The organism is Roseovarius sp. (assembly GCF_048262375.1).
Lineage (GTDB): Bacteria > Pseudomonadota > Alphaproteobacteria > Rhodobacterales > Rhodobacteraceae > Roseovarius.
This window is the reverse complement of record NZ_JBLXFE010000059.1, coordinates 1-5377: the sequence shown is the minus strand read 5'-3', so window position 1 is coordinate 5377 and position 5377 is coordinate 1. Positions and strand designations below refer to the sequence as shown.

General features: G+C 58.4%; 8 protein-coding genes. 3 read left to right on the top strand and 5 right to left on the bottom strand.

Going from position 1 to position 5377, the window contains the following annotated elements; all coding sequences use genetic code 11:
- The 3 genes from ACN0SW_RS20245 to ACN0SW_RS20235 all read right to left on the bottom strand — a co-directional run.
- On the bottom strand, positions 1–194 hold a 194-nt coding region (locus tag ACN0SW_RS20245; protein ID WP_417729704.1), incomplete at its 3' end, for a hypothetical protein.
- A 113-nt stretch (positions 195–307) separates the two neighbouring features.
- Positions 308–745 (bottom strand): DUF1330 domain-containing protein, encoded by a 438-nt coding sequence (locus tag ACN0SW_RS20240; protein ID WP_417729703.1) that lies wholly within the window; start codon positions 743–745, stop codon positions 308–310.
- A gap of 37 nt (positions 746–782) precedes the next feature.
- On the bottom strand, positions 783–1334 hold the full coding sequence (locus ACN0SW_RS20235; protein ID WP_417729702.1) for a GNAT family N-acetyltransferase: 552 nt from the start codon (positions 1332–1334) through the stop codon (positions 783–785).
- Between ACN0SW_RS20235 and ACN0SW_RS20230 the strand changes: the two genes are divergently transcribed.
- Positions 1327–1647, top strand: coding sequence for a hypothetical protein (locus ACN0SW_RS20230; RefSeq protein WP_417729701.1), 321 nt, complete (start codon positions 1327–1329; stop codon positions 1645–1647). The two genes, ACN0SW_RS20235 and ACN0SW_RS20230, sit on opposite strands and share 8 nt — an antisense overlap.
- A gap of 53 nt (positions 1648–1700) precedes the next feature.
- Complete coding sequence (rarD, locus tag ACN0SW_RS20225; protein WP_417729700.1) at positions 1701–2642, top strand: EamA family transporter RarD; 942 nt, start codon at positions 1701–1703, stop codon at positions 2640–2642.
- Between the two features lie 81 nt (positions 2643–2723).
- Here rarD and pyrC read toward each other — a convergent pair whose 3' ends face one another.
- Positions 2724–3764 (bottom strand): dihydroorotase, encoded by a 1041-nt coding sequence (gene pyrC / locus ACN0SW_RS20220; RefSeq protein ID WP_417729699.1) that lies wholly within the window; start codon positions 3762–3764, stop codon positions 2724–2726.
- Between pyrC and ACN0SW_RS20215 the strand changes: the two genes are divergently transcribed.
- The gene (locus ACN0SW_RS20215) at positions 3754–4566 is read left to right on the top strand and encodes a YgfZ/GcvT domain-containing protein (protein WP_417729698.1); all 813 of its coding nucleotides are present in this window, start codon (positions 3754–3756) and stop codon (positions 4564–4566) included. The two genes, pyrC and ACN0SW_RS20215, sit on opposite strands and share 11 nt — an antisense overlap.
- Before the next feature lie 113 nt (positions 4567–4679).
- On the opposite strand, the gene ACN0SW_RS20210 is transcribed toward ACN0SW_RS20215, so the two are convergent.
- Entirely contained in the window at positions 4680–5324 is a 645-nt protein-coding gene (locus ACN0SW_RS20210) for a DUF4167 domain-containing protein (RefSeq protein ID WP_417729697.1), read from the bottom strand.
- Positions 5325–5377: the final 53 nt, after the last annotated feature.

Below are 5377 nucleotides of genomic sequence, written 5' to 3'. Positions count from 1 at the left end.
GCCTGATCCGTAAGATCTGGATCGACCAGAATCGCGTCTTCCAGCGCGTCGTTCATCGCCGGATCAGAGGTCAGGTTTTCGTCCAGCTTTGCCAGCTCTTCCTCGCTGGCCTCGTTGCTGCCACAGGCCGTGAGCGTCAACGACAGCGCAAAAGCGGTCGCCGACAGCAAAAGGGAACGGGAAAGGTTGGACATGCGATTTGCTCCTGAATTTAAAGGAACAAATGCATCAAAAAGCGTTAATTTTCCGTTAGGGAAACTGGTTAATCCGGTGACGATCTGTTAACTATTTGTCCCGTTTCGGGATTTCATCCAAAGCCATCCGGCCCGTCAATTTCGCCGAACCGGATCAGACGGGAGGTCAGGACCGCCGCCTGGCGATTGACCACGGCTTTCTGATATTCGGGATCCGTCACCATTTCCATGAACGCACCGCTGTGCGGATAGCGGGCGATGAAGGAGGAATCCCACTGCTTGTCATCGGGACCGATCACCATGCATTCCATCTGTCCCCGCCAGATGATCGTGCCGCCCACCCGCTTGAATATCGGCCCGCTGGTCTTGCCATATTCCTGATAAGCGCGTTCACCGCTCCAGCCCTTGCCCGCATTGGTGTGATCCGCCGGATATTGCGCCTCGTCGTGAAACCGGAGCAGATTGAGCATGTTGATCGGTACGTCGCGCGGGAGCGCCTTGAATGCGTCAAAGCTTTCGCGTGTCGGGTCCAGATATCGGTCTTCGGCCATTCTAATAGTCTCCGTTTGTCCACCCAATTCGGGCGGACTATTGAAATTTCTTCCGGTTCTGCAACCACTGATCGCGCGATTGTCCCCAGTCGTCAACCCGCGCGTCCTGATAGGGTTCGGGCAGTTTTGTCGGCCCACGATTGGTCGAGCCGAGACGTTCCGCCAGTCTGATCGACGCACTATTTTCCGGATCAATCGTGTGACATATATCGCTCCAGCCCAACGTGTCGACGGCGTAGTTCATGCTGGCCACCGCCGCTTCCAGGGCATAGCCCTGTCCCGCATATTCGGGAGACACCCCCCATCCGACCTCGGTGCCGGGCCATCCGTCTGGATACCAGGGTCCGATCCGCCCGATCCACTGTCCGCTGTCCTTGAGCAGAAGCGAGAACATCGCATAGCCGCGCACGTGCCAGGCACCGACCATGGCGCACATATCCCGCCAGGATTCGGCTCGGCTTTTTGCCCCGCCAATGAAGGTCATTGTATCCGCGTCGGCCTGAAACGCGGCCCATCCGTCAAAATCGTCGGCATTGGGCGGACGCAATATCAACCGCTCGGTTTCAATCCTGATATCGTCGATGGCCATGGCCCGCCTCTCCCTCAAGCTACCAGCCTACTATGACCCAGTGGAATTGCAAATGCTTGTAAAAGTGGTGCACTATGTCTATAATACAGTTATGGCTAATCTTATCTCAATCCTGATCGGGCTCATTGCCCTTGTTCTGACCTTTATCGGCCTGGTGCCCCTGCTCGGCTGGACCAACTGGCTGATCCTGCCGATCGCGGGAATCGGCGCGCTGTTCGGCCTGATTTCCTCCCGCACCAGCGGCATGTATTTCTGCCTGATCGTCATGGCGATCTCCGGTTTCCGGCTGTGGATCGGTGGCGGCATTATCTGACCCTGTTTTCGGGTTTTCCTGCGAATAGGATTTCTTGATTGCCGGGCGGTGGCATGATGCTTAAGCGCTGCACCATGTCTCCTGCACCATCCAACAGCCGAATCGGATTCGTTCAGGCGCTGATCGCCTGCGTTTTCTGGGGCCTCATGCCGGTTTATTTCAAGCTGTTGCAAAGCGTCGACGCGCTGGAAGTCGTCGCCCACCGGATCATTTGGTCGGTGCCGCTGCTGCTGATCATCCTCTATTTCCGTAAAAATCTTGCCGGTCTGGCAATCGCAATCGCCAACCGCAAACTGCGCTGGACCATGCTCACCAGTTCCGTTCTGATCGCGGCAAACTGGCTGATCTACGTCTGGGCCGTGCACGAAGACCATATTCTCGCAGCCAGCCTCGGCTATTTCATCAGCCCCCTGCTGAGCGTTCTCTGGGGCAGGATTTTTCTCGGCGAGAAACTCTCCCGCAACAAGTGGATGGCCATTGCGATCGCGGCAGTTGGGGTTTCGGTACTCGCGGTGCAGGCGCTGGACACGCTCTGGATCAGCCTGGCGCTGGCAATTTCCTGGAGCAGCTACGCGCTGGTCCGCAAAATCGCGGACATTGGTCCGATCGTCGGGCTGACGGCCGAGACCGGCATTCTTTTTCTGCCTTTCACCCTGTTCCTGATCTGGTTGACCTTCGGCATGCCGCAGCCCGCGAACGGCCAGCATTTCGGAGAGGATTCGACGATCGACCTGTTGCTGATCGGGGGCTCGGTGGTCACCGCAATCCCGCTGCTGCTGTTTGCTTCAGCGGTCAAGAAAATGACCCTTAGCGCGATCGGCCTGCTCAACTATCTCGCGCCGACGATCCAGTTTCTGGTGGGCGTATTGGTGTACAGGGAACCGCTGACCGCGTCGCACATCATTTGCTTCGTGCTGATCTGGATCAGCCTCGCGCTCTATTCGGCCGATTCCTATCTGGCGAGCAAAGCACAGCAAAAAGTCCACCTGGCCTGACAATTGACCGCTTCGTAGCGGCGATTGCCATGATTATTCGCGAAAGCTACGGGAGCCAGAATTGCCGCAAGTCTCGGCTGGTCAAGACCGGACGATTCGCCAATCCAGTTCGTCTCCCGCATGGAACGGAACCAGTGTGGAGCCGCTGGCCTCGATAGTTTGAGGAACCACCGCAGAACGCCGTTCGAGTGTGATCCGGCCCTCGTTGCACGGCAAGCCGTAAAATCTGGGGCCGTTCTCGGACGCGAACGCTTCCAGCCGGTCGAGCGCGTCTTCTTCGTCGAACATCGCAGCGTAGCTTTCCAGTGCATAGGGCGCGTTAAAAATCCCGGCACAGCCGCAGGCTGATTCCTTGGCATGAATTTCATGCGGCGCGCTGTCGGTGCCGAGGAAATATTTGGCCGATCCGGACGTGGCCGCCTTGCGCAGCGCCAGCCGGTGCTGCTCCCGCTTCGCCACAGGCAGGCAATAGGCATGCGGACGGATCCCGCCAGCGAACATCGCATTGCGATTGATATGCAGGTGATGCGGGGTGATCGTGGCAGCGACATTGGGACCAGCACGATCGACAAACTGGACCGCCTGCACCGTCGTAATATGCTCGAACACGATTTTCAGACCCGGCAATTGCCGGATCAGCTTTTCCAGCACCCGCTCGATGAACACTGCTTCGCGATCAAAAATATCGATATCGCCATCGGTCACCTCGCCATGGACCAGCAACGGCATACCGATCGTCTGCATCCGCTCAAGGACCGGCATAATGTGCGCTACGTCCGTCACCCCGTGCGCGCTGTTGGTTGTGGCATTGGCGGGATAGAGTTTCGCCGCGGTAAATATCCCCTCGGCGTGCCCGACGGCGATATCGTCCGCATTGGCATCATCGGTGAGATAACAGGTCATCAGCGGCGTAAAGTCCGACCCGTCCGGCAAGGCCGCCATGATGCGGTCCCGATAGGCCGCAGCACTTGCAGCGCTGGTAACCGGTGGGGAAAGATTGGGCATGATGATCGCCCGGGCAAATTGCCGGGCGGTAAACGGAGCGACCACTGTCAGCATGGCGTCGTCACGAAGGTGCACGTGCCAGTCATCTGGGCGCCGGATGGTAATCGTGTCGGTCATAAGGCTCCGCGTAAAGCTTGGTTTTTCCTGCATCACCCCCTACCTAAATGCCATGACCGAAACCAGACTTAATGACCGCGCCATCATTCGCCTTTCCGCAAGCGATGAATCCGAGGATGTCAGGGAATTTCTCCAGGGGCTGGTGACCCAAGACATCGCGGCGGTCAGCGAAGGGGCTCCCCAATGGTCCGCGCTGCTTGCCGCGCAGGGCAAAGTCCTGTTTGATTTCTTTCTGTGGGCCGATGGCAACGATATCCTGATCGATTGCGAAAGCGAGCAGGCGGAGGGCCTCATCCGACGCCTGAAACTCTATCGCTTGCGGCGAAAAGTCGGGATCGCGCGGGATGAGTCGGTCGGTGTTCACTGGGCTCTCGCCGCAGATGCGCGACCGGTCGATCCCCGACTGGGCGCACTGGGCCACCGCTGGCTCGATGGTGCCGATGCCGGTGGTGCGGCGGACGCCTATCGCAAGCACCGCCTGTCTCTCGGCGTGACCGAGGGTGCTGCGGAACTCGGCAGCGACAAGACGTTATGGCTCGAATGCAATGCCGCTGAACTGCATGGGGTCAGCTTTTCCAAGGGCTGTTACGTCGGACAGGAAAACACCGCGCGGATGAATTACCGGCAAAAGGTGAACCGGCGGATGGTCGTCGTTCCGATTGCCCAGGCCGATGAAAAACGCCAGCGTATGGCCTATCCCGCTTGGGGGTGGTCGGTCGAGCATCGGCGCGTCGAGGACCTCAGCGGACTCGACCTGCCCGAGTGGCTGGAGAAGGCCATTCAGGGCGAACCAACGGCCTGATAATTTTATCGCCGCGAAGCCGATTAGGATCCCTATTTCACCATAGCATTGTCAGAGGATTGACGACCGGCACCAGAATGCGCCGATCATCATCCCGTTCCAGCCGAGGCTGTTTAGACAGCGTCGCCTTCTGCGGCAGGTTGTGGTTTGGCCACCCGCTTTTTGCGAGCCGGCTTCTTCTCGACTTCAACGTCTTTCGCCTGCGAAATCGCCGGCGGCAAGGCACTGGCATCGAGACCGGTGGCTTCGCCGTTCTTTTCCGTGACTTCCTTGCGAGCGACAGCGTCGGTCTTGCGCGGACGGCGGCTGCGAACCGGTTTTTTCTCTTCCGCTGCGTCATCCGTCGCAACATTCTCGCGATCATCACGATCATCACGCTGTTGGCGATTTTGCTGCGGACGGCCGCGACCATTGCCACCATCCTTTTCGCCGGAATCGTCCTGACCCGAACCATTGCCGCGATTGTCTCCGCGCGGCTCTTCCCTGGCAAGCCGCTGTTCTTCCCGGCGGGCTACCGTATCGGCGTTTACCCGGAAATAGTGATCCGCAAACTGATGATAATATTCGGCTTGGACGCGGTCACCATTGACCTGCGCATCCTGCGCCATTTTCTTGAATTTATCGAGCATCTGCACGGCATTGCCACGCGCGCGGCTGTCGATCCGGTTGTCACGGTCCGTTCCGCCGCCGCGGTTGCCTTGGGGGCGATTGTTGGTGTTCCGGCCGCGCCCACGGCGGCCAGGCTGACGATTGTTCATCAAATGTAAGGTATCCTTATACCGTTAATAAACTTGGTCTTTCTCAAGTTATA

Bases quoted from the DNA above. Each gene is read 5' to 3' on its own strand.
- pyrC (WP_417729699.1), bottom strand. From the start codon at position 3,764: ATGACCGACACGATTACCATCCGGCGCCCAGATGACTGGCACGTGCAC.
- ACN0SW_RS20230 (WP_417729701.1), top strand. From the start codon at position 1,327: ATGGCCATGGCCCGCCTCTCCCTCAAGCTACCAGCCTACTATGACCCA.
- ACN0SW_RS20240 (WP_417729703.1), bottom strand. From the start codon at position 745: ATGGCCGAAGACCGATATCTGGACCCGACACGCGAAAGCTTTGACGCA.
- ACN0SW_RS20235 (WP_417729702.1), bottom strand. From the start codon at position 1,334: ATGGCCATCGACGATATCAGGATTGAAACCGAGCGGTTGATATTGCGT.
- rarD (WP_417729700.1), top strand. From the start codon at position 1,701: ATGATGCTTAAGCGCTGCACCATGTCTCCTGCACCATCCAACAGCCGA.
- ACN0SW_RS20210 (WP_417729697.1), bottom strand. From the start codon at position 5,324: ATGAACAATCGTCAGCCTGGCCGCCGTGGGCGCGGCCGGAACACCAAC.